Raw genomic sequence first — 17784 nt, 5'->3', positions numbered from 1 at the left:
ACTGGGCGGCGGGTACTGACCAGGGTGGTTCGGCCCGGGGGCAGCCGGGTTCGAAGGCGGCGGGGCACCCGGAGGCAACGGAGCGCGGTAACCACCGGGACCCGGCGGGTACTGACCGGGGTGATTCGGCGCGGGGGCACCCGGATTCGAAGGCGGCGGGGCGCCCGGAGAGAGCGGAGGGCGGTTACCGCCGGGACCCGGCGGGTACTGACCGGGGTGGTTCGGCGCAGGTGCGGCCGGGTTCGAATACGGCGGGGGGCCCGGGGGCTGTGGGGGGCGGTTGCCGCCGGGGCCGGGTGGGAAAGGGGGTGGGGTGGGTGGGCCCTGGGACAGGTCGCCGGGGGTCGGGAAGGTGGGGCGGTCCGGTGCGGGTGGGGCGGTGTCCTGGTGGGCGGCACCGTATTTCACCGTTTCGGGTGCGGGTGGGCGGGCGGTGTGGGCGCCCGGGTCGGCGTTGTCGCCGGGTGGCGGCGCGGCGGGGTTGGGGTGGTCTTGCTGATTCACGGATGGCCCCGAAAGTCTCGGTGTATGTGTGCCGGGTCGCCGCGCCGGCACACGGCCGCCGGCGCGCAGGTGGTGTCGCCGCGGCGCGCGGCGACCGAATTGCTACTGCGGGGGCAGCGGCGGCGGGGTGCCGGGCAGCGGGGGCGGCGCGGCGAACAGCGGCTGCAGGGCCGGGACCGTCTGGGCGGCGGCCCATGCGGCCATGCCGGTGGTCCACACGTTGGTCTGCGGGGTGAGCTGACCCGAGGCCACGAACTGGCGCAGTTGATCCTGCGGGTACGGGCCCGCGGCCTGACCGTTCAGCTCGATGTGGAACGCCTGCTGGCCGGGTAGCGGCGGCGGGGCGTAGCCGGGCTGCGGCTGCTGTTGCTGCGGTTGCGGCTGGGCGAAACCGCCCTGCATGGCGCCGGCCATCTGGCCGCCCAGCACGACACCCATACCGGCCTGCATGGCGGCGCCCATCGCGCCACCGCCGCTGGGGTTCTCGGCGGCCGCGAGCATCGCGTCGGCGGCCTGGGCCTGCTGGTAGCGGTTCAGATCGACGTTGCTCAGGAAGCCGCTGGCCTCGACACCGCGGGCGACGCCGCGGGTCATGGCCTGCTGGATCTCCTCCGGCAGCGAGATGATCATGGTGACCTGGTCGACGCCCAGGCCGAACGGCTGCATCCGCTGCGCCACGAATTCCCGCAGCTTGTCGGACAATTCGACCTGGCGGCCCTGCAGATCGATGGCGCCCAGGCCGGTCTGCAACACCATGTCGGAGAAGGCCAGGGAGATGTTGCGGCGCAACAGGTCCACGATCTGCTCGGTGTCGACGACGCTCTCGGTGCCGATCACCTGGCGCAGGAACACCTCGGCATCGGTCACCTTCACCGTGCTGGTGCCGTTGGCACGGACCTGCACCATCCGGAAGTCGGGGTCGCGGACGGTCACCGGCTGCGGTGTCCCCCAGCGGAAGTCGGTCATCGGGCGGGTGTTGATGTAGTACACCTCCGACCGGAACGGGCTGTTGAAGCCGTACTTCCAGCCCTGCAGCGTCGACATGATGGGCATGTTCTCGCTGGTGAGGGTGTAGTGGCCGGGTACGTACCGGTCGGCGAGCTGCCCCCGGTAGACGAACAGGGCCTGCTGGCCCTCGCGCACGATCAGCTGCGCGCCGTTCTTGATCTCGTTGTCGTAGCGCGGAAATCGCCACGCCAGCGTCGAGTTACCGTCATCGAGCCATTCGATGAGATCGATGAACTCGCCGCGAATCATGTCCCTGAGGCCCATGGTCCCTCGTCTCCCTCCGATCGGGCCGCGCCCGTCCGCTCAGCGTATCGGCTGTTCGGCGCGGCGCGTTAATACCCGGAAGGATTACACCGCACGGCCGGTGAATTCGTCCATCGAGTGGTAGACACGGACCGCGTTCAGATACCGGTCGCGCACCTTCACCGGCAACAGCCCGGAGATTGCCCGATTGAGCCGGGAGGTCCACGGCAGCACCACCAACGGGGCGCCCCTCTTCATCTCCCGCCACGCGGTATCGGTCACCTCCTCCTGCCGTAGGACCGGGGTGAACAGGAAACCCTTGGCGCCCGCGAACATTCCGGTGTCGACATAGGTGGGGCAGACCGTCGTGACGCGGACGTGGCCGTTGCCGGACTGCTCCAGTTCCAACCGGACCGAATCGGACCAGCCCAGCGCCGCCCATTTCGACGCGGCGTACACGCTCATCCGCGGATTGGACACCAGGGCCGCCGACGAGGCGACGGTGAGCAGCCGGGCCGGGCGGCCGCCGGCGACCATCGCGGGCAGGAATTCCAGTGCCACATGCATCGGCGCGAGGGCATTGATCGCCATGGTCCGTTCGATCTCGGTGCGGTCCGCGGTTTCCCAGAAGTACCGATTACCGTGCACCACACCGGCATTGTTGACCAGAATGTCGACGGTGCCGATTTCGCGGTGCACGCGGTCGGCCGCCGCCGCGATCGCCTGCCGATCGGACAGGTCCACGACGTATCGGTGGATCCGGCTGACGCCCGCCGCGGTCAGTTCGGCGGCGGTGTCGGCCAGGGCCGCCGCGTCGATATCCCACAGCACCACGTGCGCGGCCCGCTCGCGCACCGCGCGCTGCGCGAACGATCTGCCCAACCCCCGTGCGGCGCCGGTGATCAGCACCGTCGCCCCGGCCACCGTATCCATGCCCTCGCTCCGTTCGTTGCGCGAATTCACTGCTGCCGCAGCGCTTTCATGAGGCCGAAGTACCGGGTCAGGGTCTTCGCCCACACCGCCTCCGACATGCCCGGCAGCGGCGCGATCGGCAGCGCCCGCTGGGTGGCGACCGTTTGGGTGTCGACGTACTTCCGCAGGCCTTCCGGCCCGTGCCGGCGGCCGCTGCCCGAATCGCCCAGTCCGCCCGAGGGCGCGGCGACACTCCCCCACGCGGCGAGGTAACCCTCGTTCACGTTGACCGAACCGGCCCGCACCCGCGCGGCGACCGCGCGGGCGTGCGCGACGTCGCGGCCGCACACGCTCGCGTTGAGCCCGTAGGCGGTGTCGTTGGCCTGTTCGACGGCCTCGTCGTCGCTGCTCACGCGGTAGATCGACACCACCGGGCCGAAGGTCTCCTCCCGGTACACCGTCATCCCCGGCGTGACACCGGTGAGGACGGTGGGCTCGTGGAAGTACGGGCTCAGTTCCGGCCGGGCCCGCCCGCCGGCGAGTACGGTCGCCCCCTTCGCGACCGCGTCGCCGACGTGCGCGGTGACCGTGTCCAGCTGCCGCCGGAAGGTCAGTGAACCCAGCTCGTACGAATAGTCGAGGGCCGAGCCGAGCGTGAGTGCCTCGGTGCGCGTGGTGAATTCGGCGACGAACCGGTCGTACCCGCTGTCGTGCACGTAGATCCGCTCGATCGATTCGCACAACTGGCCCGCGGAGGCGAAGCAGGCCCGCACCGCGATCCGCGCGGCCGCGCGCGGATCGGCATCGGCCAGCACCAGCATCGGATTCTTCCCGCCCAGTTCGAGCGAGCAGCCGATGAGGCGCTCGCCGGCCTGCCGGGCGATGATGCGGCCGGTAGCGCTGGATCCGGTGTAGTCGACGTAGTCGGCGCGGGCGATCACCTCGCTGCCGATATCCGCGCCACGGCCCAGGACCGCCTGCCACAGACCCTCCGGCAGGCCCGCGCGCCGGGCGGCGTCGACGGCCCACAGCGCGGTCAGCGCGGTCTGATTGTCCGGGCGGGCGATCACGGCGTTGCCCGCCACCAGAGCCGGCAGCGCGTCGGAGGCGGCCAGCGCGAGCGGATAGTTCCACGGCGAGATGACCGCCACCACGCCCTTCGGCCGGTAGTGCACCTCGACCCGGGTGAGCAGCGGCAGCACGCCGCGCGGGGTGCGCGGCGCCAGCAGCCGCGCGGCGCGGGCGGCGTAGTAGCGGGCGTTGACGGCCACGTCGGCGACCTCGTCGAAGGCGTGCACCCGCGACTTGCCGCTCTCCAGCTGGATCAGGTCGAGCACGGTGTCCTGTTCGGACAGCACCAGGTCGTGGAAGCGGCGCAGGATCGAAACCCGCTCCCGCACCGGCACTTCCACCCAGTCGCGCTGCGCCTGCCGGGCCACCGCGAAGGCCCGGTCGAGATCGGCGGCCGAGGACTGCGGCAGGTCGGCGATCGGCTGCCCGGTGGCCGGTGCGAACACCGGGACCGTGCCGGCGCCCCCGGCCACGGCGTGCGCGAGCAGGCGGCGCACCAGCGGAGGCGGCAGCGCCGCGGCGACGGTCGGCGGGGCGGTCGGCATGGTCGGCCCTCTCGGTCGGACAGCGCGCAGTAATTATCTGAACACGCATGTTACGTTAACAGTGATGTTAGATTAATACGCGGCCCGGCGACGTTGTCAACCCCGTACCCCGGTTTGAAAGGATTGCGGACATGACGAGCGATGCAGTGACCGCGTCCGGCACCCGGCGCGGCCGGCCGCCGCAGACCGCGGAACAGGCCGACGAGGTGCGCGCCCGCATCGTCGCCGCCACCGCCGCGGTGTTCACCGAGCACGGGTCGCGCGGCCTGCACGTCGCCCGCATCATCGAGGGGGCCGGTATCTCGCGGCCCACCTTCTACCGCTATTTCGGCAATGCCGAACAGCCGCTGCACGTCCTGCTCGCCGCCTCCAACGACGGCCTGGTCGGCGGTATCCGGGACGCGCTCGCGCAGTCCACCGAACCGGTCGAGCTGGGTGTCGCCCTCATCGACGCCTATCTGGAATGGGCGGCGGGGCACGGCCCGATGCTGCGGCCGGTCTTCGCCGAACTGCACGATCCGGGCTCCCCGGTCTCCGGATACCGCGAGGACGCCTTCGACGACATCCGGGGGCTGGTCCGCGCCAAATTCGCGGCGCTGGGCCGCCGCCCGCCCGGTCCGCTGGAGCTCGACACCGCCCTGCAGGTCTGCGAATTCGTGGTGTACCGGCTGTCGACCGCGCCGCCGGATCCGGCCGCGCTGGCCGCCGCGCGGATCACCATGATCCGCAGCGTCCTGGTCACCCTCGGCAGCCGCGCCGACCTCGAATTCGCCCTCACCCTGCCCGGGTTGTTCGAGCCGGATCCGGGCGACGATCCGTCAGCCGCGTAATCCGCTGGCGCGCAACACCCGGCGGCCGATACCGGCGCGGACCGCCTCCTCGGTGCCGATGATCCGGACGTGGGTGCGGGCCCGGGTGATGGCCGTGTACAACAGTTCCCGGGTGAGCAGCGTCGACTCGGGACCGGGCAGCACCACCGAGACGGTGCCGTACTGACTGCCCTGACTGCGATGGATCGTCATGGCGTACACCGTGGTCACACCCGGAAATTGGGTGGGGTGCACGAGATACGGCTCGTTGCCGCGCTGCAGCGCCGCGCGCAGACCGCCGTCGGCGGCCCGGACGATCACCCCGGTATCGCCGTTGTAGATGCGGGCCTCGTGATCGTTGGCGGTGACCAGCAACGGCTGACCCGGAAACCAGTGCCCGCCACCGTGTTCCGCGCCGAGGCCGGCGGCGGCCACCCAGCCCGCGGCCAGCCGGTCCCATTGTTCGACGCCGAAGCGGCCCTGCCGGTGCGCGCACAGCAGGCGGTGCGATTCCATCGCCGCGAGAGCCGTTGCGGCATCGCCGTGTTCGGCGGCGGCGGTGGCCTCGCGGGCGGCCCGGACCACGTCGGCCCGCACGTCGGTGACGATATCCGGTGCGCACAGCGAGATCTCGTCACCACCGGCGGCCAGCAGCGCCAGCGCGTCGTCGGCGGCGCCCGCGCGCACGGCCACCGCCAGTTCGGCGATGCGGCCGCCGAACCGGCGGCCCCGGGTCAGCCGGACGATACCGCCGCGCAACCGATCCCGCTCCCGCGGGCTCAGCGCATCCGGATGCGCGGCCGGGGCGGCGTCGTCGCCCAGGATCTGATCGAGGACCGGATTCGGCTGCGCCGCAACGGGTCCGGCGACGAGGTCGGCGAGTACGGCGCCGGCGTCGACGGAGGCCAGCTGGTCCGGGTCACCGACGAGGACCAGGCGGGCGTCCGGGCGGACCGCGGGCAGCAGGCAGCTCATCATGGTCAGCGACACCATCGAGGTCTCGTCGACGATGATCACGTCGTAGGGCAGCCGGTTGTGCGCGTGGTGGCGGAAGCGGGTGGCGCCGCCGCGCTGCCAGCCCAGCAGCCGGTGCAGGGTCGCGGCGGTCAGCTCCGGCAGGTCGAGGCCCTCGGCCTGCTCCCGCACCGATTCCTGCAGCCGGGCGGCGGCCTTGCCGGTCGGGGCGGCCAGGGCGATCCGCAGCGCGGGGGCGCCCGGGATCGCCGCCTGATGCGCGGTCAGCAGCGCCAGGATGCGGGCGATGGTGTGGGTCTTGCCGGTGCCGGGACCACCGGCGACGACGGTCGTCCAGTGCGTCGCGGCCAGCGCGGCGGCCACCCGCTGCCGGTCCGGCGGATCGCCCGGCCCGGCGCTGTCCGGGAACAGCCGATCCAGTTGCCGCCGAACGGTTTCCGGATCCACCAGCGGATGGGTGCCGGACCGGTCGGTCAGCGCCGCCCGGATGGTCTGCTCCTGCCGGAAGTATCGGTCCAGGTAGAGCAGCGGGCCGGATTCGTGGTCGACCAGCCGCAGCGGGCGCAGCGGACCGGCGTCGCTGCCGCACACCAGCGGACTGATCCGCAGCGCCGCCACCACGGCGTCGGCCGCGGGCCAGGGCAGGGTGGCCGGATCGATCGCGTCCGGATCGGCGCCGGCGTCGAAACCCTCACCGTCGATACCGATCTCGTGCATCCGCGCGAGCTCCAGGCAGACCGAGCCCGACCGCACCGCGCGCACCGCCAGCGCCGCGGCCAGCAGCACCGGCTCGGCGGACTCGCGGCCCAACCGGCCCAGCCGCAGCGCGACATGGACATCGGCGGCCGACAGCACCCCGGCGGTGTTGAAGACGCGCAGCAGGCCGGTGGCGCGCTGCGCCAGCTGGATGGCCGTCATCGCGGTACCTCGCCGGCGAGCAGTTCCGACAGTTCGATGATCAGTGCCGCGGGGGGATCCCATTCGGAAACGCCGCAGCCGGGCGGGGTTTCGGGTCCGATCATGCCGCGCACGAACAGGTACCGGATGCCGCCGAGATGCTCCTCCGGCCGGTAGCCGGGCAGCCGCCAGCGCAGATACCGGTGCAGCGCAACCGAATACAGGATCGCCTGCAACGGATAGTGGGAGCGCATCATCTCCACGGCCATCCGGTCCGGGGTGTAGTGGTCGACGGTCAGGTCGCCGGTGCCGAGCCGGTTGGTCTTGTAGTCGACCACCACGAAACGCGGGCCGGGCAACCGCAGCACCGCGTCGATACTGCCGGTCAGATAGCCGCGCAGGGGTGTGTCGTCGAGCACGTCGAGCTGATCCGGATAGCTCTCGAACGGATCGCCCGCGGGCAGATGCCGCCGCAGCAGGGCGGCGATCCGATGCAGGGTCGCGTACTCGGCGGCCGGATTCTCGCCACCGGCCAGCGGCAGCTCGAAGGCCAACTCGTTCAGGCGATCCCGGGACGCGACCGCCGCCAGCGAACCCATCGGCGTCCCGGTCCGCGAGCTCGCCGAGGGCCCGCCCATCGGCGTGTGCAGGACCGCGAGCAGGGCGGTGGACAGGGCGGCGATGTCGATGTCGGCCATCAGTTCCGTGACGGCGTCGGCGCTGCGGCGGCGGACCTCGGCGGCGAGGTCGGGGGCGTCGGTGTCGACCAGTTCCAGGACGCCGTGGACCAGGACGCCGAATTCCGCGCCGTAGGGCAGGTCGTTCATCAGAGAGGCTGCGGCGGAAGGTGATTCGGGGGTACCGGCCAGGTCCACCGGGGTCTCGGGTTCGTCGGAGACGCCGGGCGCCTCGTCCGGCGGCACATGCGTGTCGTGCGCACCGGCGGTGAGGGCGGAGTACGAGGTGCGCCGCCAGTCGTGGTCGATGTCGCGGTCGAAGACGGCGGCGGCCAGCTCACCGGTCGCGGCTTCGGCTCGCTCCCAGCGCGGCCGCGCCTTCGCGACCGTCGTGACCCGTTCCGCGTCGATCAGGCCCGGACCGGCATCGGCGGCCCACTGCGGCAGTTGTTCGGCGCACACCTGATCCGGCGGCACCTCGGCGCGGGCGGCGACCTCGGGGGTGCCGGGACCGCGGCCGAAGATCATCCGGTGCAGCGGGGCGAAGGTCGTGCCGTAGGCGGGGGCCCACCACGCCACCACCTGGCATTGCGCCCGGGTGAGCGCCACGTAGAGCAGGCGCAGCTCCTCGCCGGACTCCTCGGCCTCGGCGCGCTTCTTGCGCTCGGTGTATCCGGGGGCCTCGGGGCCGCCGACGTCCAGCACGCGGTCGCCGTCCTCGTGGAACAGCAGGGTCACCGGATTCGGATTCTTCGCGCTGTCCCAGGCGAACGGCAGGTAGACGACGGGGAATTCCAGGCCCTTGCTGGCGTGCACGGTGGCGATCTGCACGGCCGCGTCGTCGCGGTCGAGGCGGCGGCTGCGGTCGGACACCGCGCCCGAGGCGGGATCGCGGACCCGGTCGGCCAGCCAGCGAGTCAGCGCGGTGAGCCCGAGCGACTCCCGCAGCGCGGCCTGGTCCAGCAGTTGCGCGATGTGCCGGAGGTCGGTGAGCTGCCGCTCCCCGCCCGCGACCGCCAGCAGCCGGGGCGCGAGGCGGGTCTCGGCCGCGAGTTTCTCGAAGACCGCGGCGAATCCGGCGCGGCCGAACAGCCGCGCGCCCTCGCGGAGCTGGGTGGACACCCGGCCCACCAGATCCGCACCGCCCGCGTCGATCTCGGCCGCGGTCAGCCCCAGCAGCGGGGTGCCGGCCGCGAGCCGGACCCGGTCGCCGCGGTGCGGCTGTTCCAGGGCGCGCAGCAACCACAGCCAGTCGGTCGCGGCCTCGGTGCCGAAAACGCTTGCGCCGCCGGTCAGTACCGACGCCACACCCACCTCGTCGAGCGCGGCGCGGATCAGGTCGATCTGCGCGCGGGTACGGACCAGGACGGCGATATCGCCCGGCCCGACCGGCCGGTCGCCGAGCCGGACCCCGGAGTCGAGCAGCGCCACCACATCCGCGGCCAGATCGTCGGCCACCCGGGAACGCTGCCGGCCGACCGCCGGGAAACCGGACTTGTTCTTCGGGCCCGCGCCGTCGCGGGTGAAGTACCGCACCCGCAGCGGGGCCGTGGCCGCACCCTCGAGCCGGGTCCGCGGCCGCACCGCCGAGACCGGATGGACCGCGATATCGTTGTGCCCCAGGGCCGCACCGCCCATGAGGTGGGCCAGCGCGCTCAGCAGTCCGGCATCGCTGCGCCGGTTGGTGGTGAGCTCGCGCCGGCCGTCGGCGTGCGCGACCGCGTCGAGATAGCTCAGCACCTCCGCGCCGCGGAAGGCGTAGATGGCCTGCTTCGGATCCCCGACCAGGACCAGTGCCGCGTGGCCGTGGAAGCAGCGGCGCAGGATGTCCCACTGCAACGGGTCGGTGTCCTGGAACTCGTCGACCAGCACCACCCGGTACCGGTCCCGGATGCGGCGGCAGGCCCGCTCGCCGTGCGCCGGATCGGACAGCACCTCGTGCAGCAGCACCAGCAGATCGTCGAAGTCGCGCAGCCCCGAGAGCTGTTTGCGCCGTTGTACTTCCGTCCGCACCGCGGCGGCGAAGCCGACCCGGTCCGCGGCCGGATGATCACCGATCTCCGGGCCCGGCGCCAGCCGCGCGTGCCGATCCTGCACGGCGGCCCGCGCCAGCGTGTACGCCTCCTTCACCGGGAACGGCGCGCCGCCGCGCGCGTACCGCGACAGGTAGAGGTCGTCGGCCACGGTCACGACCAGATCGTCGACGTTGTCGACCAGCCGCGCCCCGGGATCCCGCTCCCCCGCCAGCCCGAGTTCGTCGAGCATGCGCTGACAGAAGCTGTGCGTGGTCGCGATGGTGCCCGCGTCGAAATCGGACAGCGCCGCCAGGACCCGGGCCCGCCGCCGCCGCACCTCCGCCGGATCCGCTTGTACGAGATGGCGAATCAGCTCGTCGTCGCTGTCGCGCGCGGCCGCCGGATCCGCCAGTCCGGCCGCCACCGCCACGAACCGATCCCGGGTCCGCTCCCGCAACTCCTGGGTCGCCGCGCGACTGAAGGTGACCAGCAGCAACTGCGAGACGTCCACCCCGGCCTCGGCCACGAACCGCACCGCGAGCCCGACGATCGCATACGTCTTCCCGGTTCCCGCACTGGCTTCCAGCACGGTCGTCCCGGCCGGGAGCGCACCGCACAACTCGAACGACCGACCGGTGGGCCCCTGCGGATCGTGCGGAAAGTCCGTCTCGGCAACCGTTGCGGCCGTCTCGGTTTCGGACGGCCCGCCGGTGATCGCGTCGAATTGTTCCGGGGGCGTGGCTGTTCCGTCCGCCGCCGGCGCAGGGAGCAGGCCGGTGAGGGTGAAGAGGTCGGGGGTGGGGGCCGGGTCCTCGAGGTGGTGCGCGTGCTGGGTGGCGCGGCGCCGGCGCGCGGGGTGCGGGGCCGGGTCCAGGTCGGTGAGCGAGAAGAGTTCGTCGGTCACGGCTGGCCCTGCGATTCGCAGGCCAGCAGGGGATGCCAGAGGCGGCGCGCGGTGGCCGCGAAGGTGGTGGGTTCGCCGTGCGGATCCGGTTCGGCCAGCGGGGTTTCCATATTCTCCAGGCGGGGGGCAGGGCCCCAGACGTAGCGGAGGTAGCGGTCGGTGTGGTCGCCGAAGGCCTTAGGGCCGTTGGGGCCGCCGAGGAATTCCTGGTCGGCGGCGAGGCGGGCGTCGTCGACGGTAGCACCCTGGGCCCGGCGTTCGGCGTAGACCGCCGACGCGGTGGGGGCGACGGGCAGCGGACCGGCCAGGCCGAGGTCGCGCAGGTCGGCGAGGTCGCGCAGGATCTGTTGTGCCAGTGCGGCATTGGGGGCCGTCAGGGTGGAACGCCAGGCGGGGCGGCCGAATCGGCCGCGGCCCATCGTGACCGCGCGCCAGCCGCGGTTGCGTTCGGTCGCGGCCAGGGCGAGTACCCGGACCCACGCGGCCATGCGATGTTTCGGGGCGAGGCGGGAGAAGGTGGTGCGCACCACGGCGTCGTCGTGGACGTCCGGGACGGTGCCCGAGAGCAGGCGGCCGTCGCCGAGATCCACTGCCACGTCGATGGTCCGGGACGGAATCTCGTGCATCGGCTGCGCCACCCGGACCAGGCGGTCGACGGTGTCCTCCACCTCGTCGAGGACCGCCGCGCCGAGGCCGAACGGCGGCAGGGTGCCGCGGCGCCACTCCGCCGCGCGCAGGGTGGCGGGGTCGACGCCGGTGAGGCGGGCGGACAGCATGCGTTCGCCCATATTCCATTTGGTGAGGCCGTCCAGCTCGATCGGCAGGCGCTGATCGATCTCCTCGTCCTCCTCCGGCACCCGGATGCCCAGGCGCTGCCACAGGAAGGCCCGCACCGGATGTTCCACGAACGAGATCAGTTCGGCCAGTTCGACATCCGCGACCGCGGCGGCCGGCAGCGGGCCGGGCAGGAATTCCGGCGGCCGTTGGACCGGATGGGCCGCGGCGCGCGCGCCGGCCAGCGCGACGGTGTCGAAACTGATCGGCTGCGCGGCGTCGAAGTTGCGACGGTCGAACGCCTGCAACGGATGCCGGGTGACCAGGGTGGCGGCCTCGGATTCGGGGAGATGGGCCCGTACCGCGTCGAGCAGTTCGGCCAGCGGGACCGCGGGTGGCCGGTAGGCGCCCGTCACCGGATCGGCGCCGGTGTAGAGCACGATCAGCCGCTCCTCGGCCGCGGTGAGAGCGTCCAGCAGCAGTTGCCGATCCTCGCTGCGGGCATCGCGGTCGCCGATCCGGGGTTCGCGGGCCAGGAGGTCGTCGCCGTCGATACCGCCGGCGCGCGGGAACACGTCGTCGTCGAGGCCGAGCAGGACCACCACGCGGTGCGGCACCGAGCGCAGCGGCGCCAGGCCACAGACGGTCAGCTCGCCGGTACGGAAATTGGCCCGCGTCGACCGCGCCGACAGCCGCAACCGCAGCAGCGCGGCGATATCCGGCAGCCGCAGCGTGATGTCGCCGGCGTGTTCCAGCACGGCGACCAGGTCGCGGCGCACCTCCGCGGCCTGCCAGGCCTGCGCGCGCGGCACCTCGGTCAGCAGTTCCAGGATGCGGGTGAGCACCTGCTGCCATTCGCTGCCCGCGCGCCCGGATCCGGCGGGTTCGGCGGGCGTCGGCCCGCGCAGATCGCGCACGCACACCGCGAGCCGGTCGACGAATTCGGCGAACCGCCCGGCCAGATCCACGTCACCGGAGTCGACATCGTCGAGGGGCAGGGCCAGATCCAGCCAGTCCTCGGAGGACTCCCCCGCCGCGACACCCAGCAGGATCCGGTCGACGGCGGCGTTGAGGGTGTTCTGCGCGAAGTCGTCCAGGCCGAACGCCTGTCGCTGCCGCTGCCCGATCCCCCAGCGCGCGCCGGTCTCGGCGGCCCATTCGCGCAGCCGCTCGATATCGTCGTCGTCGAATCCGCAGCGCACCCGAACAGGTTCGGACGCGGCGAGATCCAGCACCTCGGTGACGGTGACCCGGCCGTCGGCCAGTGCCAGCACCTGTTCGAGCACCGTGAACACCGGATTCGCGGACCCCTGCGACCGGTCCGCCGGACGCACCCGCAGCAGATGTCCGGGATGTGCGGCGGCCCCGGCGGCATCGGCCGGGGACTGCCCGAACGCGGCGCGCAGCAGCGGCGCATAGTTGTCGACGTCGGGGCACAGCACCACCACATCGCGCGGTTGCAGCGTGGGATCGGCGGCGAACAGTCCCAGCAGCACATCCCGCAACACCTCGACCTGCCGGGCCGGGCCGTGGCAGGAGTGCACCTGCACGCTGCCGTCACCGGCCGGGCGGCGAGCCGGTGGCCGGTCGTCCTCGCGCAGGCCCGCCTGCAAAGCGGAAAGCACGGTGTGCGAAGGGGTTTCGTGCGCCGGGTCGTGATGCGTATCCGGTACCGGCCCGAGTGCGGCGAGCCGCTGTTGCAATTCGCGGACGTCGCGGCCGAGGGCGGCCAGCAGGGGGTGCGCGACGGCCAGCGCACTGTGGTCCGTCGCGCGCACCGCCGCCGGGCGGGGGCTGCCGTCGACCTCGGGTACACCGTTGCGCCGCACCGCATTCGGATCACCGGCGGCCGCGTCGATCGGGGACAGCGCGTGCAGCGCGGCCCACATCGCGGGGCTCGGATGGGTGAGCCAGAGGTGGACGTCGCGGTGGTCGCCGAGGGCCGACAGCACCGCGAGCTGATCGGCGGCGAGCCGGGTGACCCCGAACAGGGACAGCCGGTGCGGCAGGCCGACGGCCTCCGGTTCGGTACGCAGCCGGTCGCACGCACCGGCGAGGCGCTCGGCGGGGCCGGGGGTGCCGAGTTCGGCCCGCAGGCGTTGCCACAGCAGGCATTGCCAGCGCAGATCGTCGGGCAGTTCGGTGGCGGGCGCGCCGGAGGCCCAGGCGCGCAACAACTCCGGACGCTGACTCGCGTAGGTCTCGTACAGCGCGGCGATGCGGGCGGCGGTGGCGAAGCGGCGGCCGGCTCGGTGCGAGCGCGGATCGCCGGCGCCGAGGTGCCGGGCGGGCACCGCGCACCACGGCTCGGCCAGCGCCGCGTCGAGGGCCCGCAACACCGCCCACACCACGCGCTCCGGCGCCCACGGATCGTCCGCGACCGCGATTCCCGTGACCTCGGCCAGTACCCCGGTGACCAGCGCCGCGGGGGTCGGGAAGGTGATGTTGGCGCTGATGCCGTCGCCACCGGCCGCGCCGAGCTGCCGCGACAGCCGCTGGGTGAGCCAGCGTTCGACACCCTTGGCGGGCACCGCGACCACCTCCGCGGCGAACGGATCGGGCAACGGCTGCGAGACCATCGACGCGAGCACATCGGCGAGCGTGTCCGCCCGCTCGGCTCGGTGGATGTGCAGCGCCATCTGCCGCCTCTCTGCGTTCGCGGTGTGGCCGACGGCCGCGCCGGACCGGATGCCCCGCGGTTGCCTGTCGACCGGAAGATCCTACAAACTCGCGGACGCCACACCGCGGTACGACTCGGTTATACAAAAACAAACCAAAAGGAATATTGCTGGCAAACATTTGGCATTAGCCATGGACTGCAATTTCTCCGAAATGACCGGTTGAACCAAATTTCCAGCAACACATAGGTTTCCGTGGCGTTCGTCACAAATCCCGGTTGGCCGAAATTCACCGCCGCGTGTCACCCCGGTCGGCGCGGCGCGATGTGCCACAGTGCTCCGCGGGGAGGATGAGGTTCACGGGGCAAGCGGCATTCGAAAGGCTGGTTCGGTTCATGTCTGCGACGGTGATTCCCCTTCTTCCCAGATCCGGGTTCACGGTCCGCCGCGTCGGCGAACGCTGGGAACTCGTCAACTCCCGTCACTACGGCCGTGCGGTCATCCTGAACGCCTGGCCACGCGACCGGCACACCGAGGCGTTCGAGCACTGTTACCGGCTCAACGGCCGCAAGGTGGAGGACCTGTTGGCCGCTTTCCGCTGACCGGTTGGCCGCTTTCGGGCGCCGCGTCTAGTGTGATGCACCGTGCGTTATCCCCGCGCCGCCTCGCGCGCCACTCGATCCTCGCTGGCCTTCGGTGCCTGCGCCGTCGCCGCCGCCCTCGTGACGGGCGCGCCCTCGGTGCACGCCGCTCCGGCCGCCGCACTGCCGCTGCACACGCAGGGGTGTGCCAACGGTTTCGACTGTGACATGGGCAACCGCATCGCCGCCGCCGACGCGTACATCGCGAGCCGGCCGGGCGCCGTCGGTTATGTGCTGCGCGACCGGGTCACCGGTGGCGTGTACCGAAACGGCAACGCGGACACCATGTTCTGGACCGCGTCCACCATCAAGCTGGCCATCGCCGAGGATCTGCTCAACCGGGCCCGGGTCGGCGCCATCGTGCTCAGCCCGGAGGACCGGTCACTGCTCGAGTCGATGCTGGCCACCTCCAACGACAACGCCGCCGATGTGCTCTGGTTCAAGTACGCGGGCCCCGACCGGATGGCCTACAACAACGCCTTCCGCGCCAACGGGATGACCGGGCTGGTGCCGAAGCCGTCCACCGGCGGACATCCCTTCCCGGACTGGGGTTTCCAGCAGTGCTCCCCCGCCGATCTGGATCGGCTGATGAACAACGTGCTCGACACCATGAATCCGGACGACAAGGGCTATCTGCTCGATCGGATGCGCAATGTCGACACCAATCAGCACTGGGGTGTCTGGGGCGCCGGCGCCTCGATGCGGCCGGGCCTGAAGAACGGCTGGTCCGACGAGCAGGGCGGCTGGGTGGTCAACTCGGTCGGTTTCGCCGGGCCGGGCGAGCGCTACACGCTGGCGATCATGAACGATCTCGGCGACCAGGGCGGCTACACCGAGGGTGAGGAGACCACCACCCACGTCGCGCAGCTGTTGCTGGCCGGGCGCTAGCAACCGTCGATCAGCCGGGCCAGCGCCGCCACGAGGCCGTCCAGGCCGGCGGTCGGCGGCCCGGCCGGTTCGGTGAGGTAGACGTCCCGGCGGATCTCGATCATCAGCGCCGCGACAGCCGGATTCGAACCGTAATGCCGCAGCGGCACATAGCATCCCGCGAACGGGGTGTTCAGCGCGAGCTCACCGCAGGCGGCGAAGGCCGCCCGCGCGGTGGCCGGCAGCGAGTCCGGGGTGTGTGTCGCATCGGTGCCCAGGCACACCGCGGGGCGCGGCCCGTCGGCGTGCAGTTCGTACGGCAGCGGCAGGCGCGGATACGAGTGCACGTCCAGCACGATCGCGGCGCCGGTGGCCGCGAGGCGCTCGTCCACGACCCGCGCCACGGTATCGGCGTACGGCTGGAAGTACTTGTCCAGCAACGCCTTTTCCGCCGCGGCGGCCGGATGTCGCAGCGGCGCACCGCGCGAGGTCCGGGTGTAGACCGCGCCCATGCCGACCGCGCGCATCTCCTCGCGCTCGTCCGGAAACCGTTCCGGATCGATCACCAGCCGGGACAGCGTGTTCTCGACGATCCACGGTGTCACCGCCGCCCGCCGCGCCGCGCGGTGGGCCAGCAGATCGGTACCGGTGTCGGTCATCCGGTCCAGTTCCGCGGCCAGTTCGGCGTCGGTGAGTACGATCGCGGCCCGCACCGCCGCCGGGATGTGCCGGGAACCGTGCGGGACGTGCAGGACGACCGGGCTGTGCGGTGCACCGGGGACCACGCGGGCGGCGGACACCACCGCAGGCTAGCCGATCGGATCTACAACCGCCGCAACCGCATCGGCGCACCGTCACGCGGGAACGGGATGGTGGTGAAGCCCCACGGGATCACGTACTCGTCCGGGATGCGCCACTCGTGATCGCGCACCATGGCCGCGATCAGCGCCTTCACCTCGAACACGCCGAAATGCATACCGATGCACTTGTGCGCGCCGGCCCCGAAGGGCATCCACGCCAACCGGTGGCTGCGGTCCTCCCGGCGCGGCTCGTCGAATCGGGACGGATCGAAACGCAGTGGGTCGGTCCACAATTCGGGCGAGAGGTGGTTGGTGATGTACGCGAGGTCGACATTGGTGCCGGCCGGGATGTAGTGACCGGCGACCTCGGTGTCGCGTACCGCGCGCCGCACCAGGCCGGGTACCGGCGGCACCAGCCGCAGGCTCTCCTTGATGACCAGGTCCAGGTTGTGCAGCCGGTCCAGATCGGCGATGGTCGGCGGCCGGCCGGCGAGATCGGCGTGCAGGGCCCGCGCCTCCTCCCGCACCCGTTCCTGCCAGTCCGGATGATGACCCAGGTAGTACGCGACCGTGGTCGCGGTGGTGGTCGTGGTGTCGTGCGCGGCCATGATCAGGAAGATCATGTGGTTCACCACGTCCTCGTCCGAGAACTGTTCGCCGTCCTCGGTTTTCGCGTGGCACAGCGCGGAGAAGAAATCCGGTGCGTCCGTACGGCGTTTCTCCGGGAGCATGCGGAAGAAGTACTCCTCCAGCAGCTTCCGGCCCCGCAGGCCGCGCCACCAGGCGCCGCCGGGCACCGCGTGCCGCACGATCGCCAGCGCCGCGTGGGTGCAGTCCACGAACGCGGACCCCAGCCGCTCCCGCTCCGGTCCGGCGGCGGCCCCCATGAAGATCGCGGTGGCGATCTCCAGGGTCAGATCCTTCACCGTCGGGTAGAGCTTCACCTCGCGAGCGCCGCCGGGACCCTCGGGCACCCAGCGGGCGATGGCCTCGTCGACCACCGGCGTGACCTCGGCCAGATGCGCCTCCAGCCGGGGGCGGGTGAACGCCTGCTGCATGATCCGCCGGTGGTACATGTGCTCGGAGAATTCCAGCAACAGCAGCCCGCGCCCGAAGAACGGGCCGATGAAGGTGTCCCAGCCCTGCCCGAAGTCGTTGCGGCGCTTGCCGAGTACCTCGTCGATCGCGTCCGGGCCGCCGACCAGCACCCGGTCCACGCCGAGCGAGCGGTTGTAGCTGACCGGCCCGTACCGCTCGTAGCGGGCCAGCGCCTCTGCGGGGCCCCAGCGCAGATACTGCAACGCACGGCCCAGATACGGCAGCCCGATATCGCCGCGGACCGGGACCTGCCCGGCGTCGCGCGGGGTGGCCAGCACCCGCTCCCGGGTCGGTAGCCGGCGCAACAGCCGGTCGATCGGATGCTGATCCGGAATCCGGAACAGCGCAGTGTTCTCGCGCTCCAACACGCTCGCGTCGATGCCGACCATGACTCCGCCTCCGCAAAAAGTACGCTCCGTACATTGG

At 71.9% G+C, this 17784-nt stretch carries 11 protein-coding genes; 3 read left to right on the top strand and 8 right to left on the bottom strand.

Features of this window, described 5'->3' with window-relative positions; all coding sequences use genetic code 11:
• Window positions 1-606: 606 nt before the first annotated feature.
• From G361_RS0104115 to G361_RS0104105, 3 genes are all read right to left on the bottom strand, one after another.
• Entirely contained in the window at window positions 607-1776 is a 1170-nt protein-coding gene (locus G361_RS0104115; protein ID WP_026342673.1) for an SPFH domain-containing protein, read from the bottom strand.
• Between the two features lie 84 nt (window positions 1777-1860).
• Window positions 1861-2688 carry an SDR family NAD(P)-dependent oxidoreductase gene (locus G361_RS0104110; protein ID WP_026342672.1) on the bottom strand — a complete coding sequence of 276 codons (828 nt, stop codon included), beginning with the start codon at window positions 2686-2688 and terminating at the stop codon, window positions 1861-1863.
• Between the two features lie 26 nt (window positions 2689-2714).
• Window positions 2715-4283 carry a succinic semialdehyde dehydrogenase gene (locus G361_RS0104105; RefSeq protein ID WP_019925782.1) on the bottom strand — a complete coding sequence of 523 codons (1569 nt, stop codon included), beginning with the start codon at window positions 4281-4283 and terminating at the stop codon, window positions 2715-2717.
• A 131-nt stretch (window positions 4284-4414) separates the two neighbouring features.
• Here G361_RS0104105 and G361_RS0104100 point away from each other — a divergent pair, with 131 nt between their 5' ends.
• On the top strand, window positions 4415-5113 hold the full coding sequence (locus tag G361_RS0104100) for a TetR/AcrR family transcriptional regulator (RefSeq protein ID WP_155981292.1): 699 nt from the start codon (window positions 4415-4417) through the stop codon (window positions 5111-5113).
• On the opposite strand, the gene recD is transcribed toward G361_RS0104100, so the two are convergent.
• The 3 genes from recD to recC form a co-directional block, all read right to left on the bottom strand.
• On the bottom strand, window positions 5102-6985 hold the full coding sequence (recD, locus tag G361_RS0104095) for an exodeoxyribonuclease V subunit alpha (protein ID WP_019925780.1): 1884 nt from the start codon (window positions 6983-6985) through the stop codon (window positions 5102-5104). The genes G361_RS0104100 and recD overlap by 12 nt on opposite strands.
• Complete coding sequence (locus tag G361_RS0104090) at window positions 6982-10275, bottom strand: UvrD-helicase domain-containing protein (protein WP_026342671.1); 3294 nt, start codon at window positions 10273-10275, stop codon at window positions 6982-6984. Before G361_RS0104090 ends, recD begins: the two co-directional genes overlap by 4 nt.
• 281 nt (window positions 10276-10556) lie before the next feature.
• Window positions 10557-13973, bottom strand: a complete 3417-nt coding sequence (gene recC, locus G361_RS0104085) for an exodeoxyribonuclease V subunit gamma (protein ID WP_019925778.1) — start codon at window positions 13971-13973, stop codon at window positions 10557-10559.
• Window positions 13974-14347: 374 nt separating this feature from the next.
• On the opposite strand from recC, the gene G361_RS0104080 reads away from it, so the two are divergent.
• Window positions 14348-14554 (top strand): hypothetical protein, encoded by a 207-nt coding sequence (locus G361_RS0104080; protein ID WP_026342670.1) that lies wholly within the window; start codon window positions 14348-14350, stop codon window positions 14552-14554.
• Between the two features lie 42 nt (window positions 14555-14596).
• Window positions 14597-15481 (top strand): hypothetical protein, encoded by an 885-nt coding sequence (locus G361_RS0104075; protein WP_019925776.1) that lies wholly within the window; start codon window positions 14597-14599, stop codon window positions 15479-15481.
• Here G361_RS0104075 and G361_RS0104070 read toward each other — a convergent pair.
• Together G361_RS0104070 and G361_RS0104065 are read right to left on the bottom strand one after the other, a co-directional pair.
• A complete protein-coding gene (locus G361_RS0104070) occupies window positions 15478-16260 on the bottom strand; it encodes an N-formylglutamate amidohydrolase (RefSeq protein WP_196814409.1) in 783 nt (260 codons plus the stop codon). The genes G361_RS0104075 and G361_RS0104070 overlap by 4 nt on opposite strands.
• 23 nt (window positions 16261-16283) lie before the next feature.
• Window positions 16284-17747, bottom strand: coding sequence for a cytochrome P450 (locus G361_RS0104065; RefSeq protein WP_019925774.1), 1464 nt, complete (start codon window positions 17745-17747; stop codon window positions 16284-16286).
• Window positions 17748-17784: the final 37 nt, after the last annotated feature.

The organism is Nocardia sp. BMG111209 (assembly GCF_000381925.1).
Classification (GTDB): domain Bacteria; phylum Actinomycetota; class Actinomycetes; order Mycobacteriales; family Mycobacteriaceae; genus Nocardia.
The sequence above is the reverse complement of the archived record's forward strand: the minus strand, read 5'-3'. Positions and strand labels throughout refer to the sequence as shown.